The organism is Clostridium porci (assembly GCF_009696375.1).
In the GTDB taxonomy this organism is placed as follows: Bacteria; Bacillota; Clostridia; order Lachnospirales; family Lachnospiraceae; genus Enterocloster; species Enterocloster porci.
Window position 1 is genome coordinate 1 of sequence record NZ_VUMD01000067.1, and the last position, 1128, is coordinate 1128.

Consider the following 1128-nt stretch of genomic DNA (forward strand, 5'->3'; position numbering starts at 1 on the left):
AATTCTTTACACTTGTATCGTTGCTTAACATTTTTTTAGGAGGTTCTTCCCATGCTTTATTATTTTAACCCACTGATTGAGGATGGTATTTTCTATTCCTGTGATTCCCTCCGTTACTCGTTTGAGTTTCCGGATACGGACGTGGTTGAATCGTTTCTTACTCTCCTCTCCCATCTGCCCGGCTCCACCTCCTATACATCTTACAAGGATTTTGACTATCGGTATTTATATGTGTTTGGGGTTAAAGGTTTATCATTTAGTATTGGCTGTTGTATGAATGGTGTAAAGAAAGAAACAGTCTTACAAGGTTTCCTGGACTTTAACCCAAACAAGCTGCTTGGCCAGATTGCTTATGATGATGGGTTTATGCGTACAAGTGCCTCCCCCTTCGACCAGGAGGAAGTGGAGTTTAAAGACCTGCGAAGCCAGATAGGGGAAGTCCTAAGAACGGTCCTAAACGAACTGTTCCCCATGGCAGAAACAATAAAAATAAAACGATGGGATTTGGCAGTGGATGTGCCTTATGGCCGTGACCAGGTACAGCTTATCAAGGATAACAGGAAATACAGCCAGTTTTACAAATCAGCGCAGGACTTTACAGAGTATTTAGGATGTATGTCTTCTCCTGGCCGGGTCAAGGTCTATAACAAACAGATAGAAGCAGGCCTTGATTATCCCCTTACCCGGATAGAGGTCACGTTGGATAGCCTGGATTACATAGACTGCTGCCGGTGCTGGCCCAATGTCTATACTCGTAAGGTGATTGATCTGGCGGAAACGAAAGTCATGGTACAGTTACTTGCGGAACAGCCCGCTGACCGGATGGATTATTACCTCCGTCAGCTTTCCCGGCCTACGAAGCTAAAGTATAAGGCCCTGCTCCTGGACCGTCCCTTTGAGATTGAGGGTCCCATATTCAACAAGTTGCGCAGTCAGTTATTAAATTATCAGGAGGGAAACTTTTATGAATAAGCCTGTTGGAAAAATCAAAGTCAATGTTTATCTAACTCCGAAGCAGTATGACCGTCTTTGCAGGTATATGGAATTTTGTGATTGCTATTCTACCCCGGCTGAAATGGCAACAAGGCTTGTCCAGGTCGGCTTGGCCGAAGCAATCAAGCGTGGTGC

At 44.7% G+C, this 1128-nt stretch carries 1 protein-coding gene; it reads left to right on the forward strand.

The annotated features are described in order from the left end of the window. Positions 1-51 precede the first annotated feature (51 nt). The gene (locus tag FYJ39_RS20385; RefSeq protein WP_154474124.1) at positions 52-972 is read left to right on the forward strand and encodes a hypothetical protein; all 921 of its coding nucleotides are present in this window, start codon (positions 52-54) and stop codon (positions 970-972) included. Positions 973-1128 lie beyond the last annotated feature (156 nt).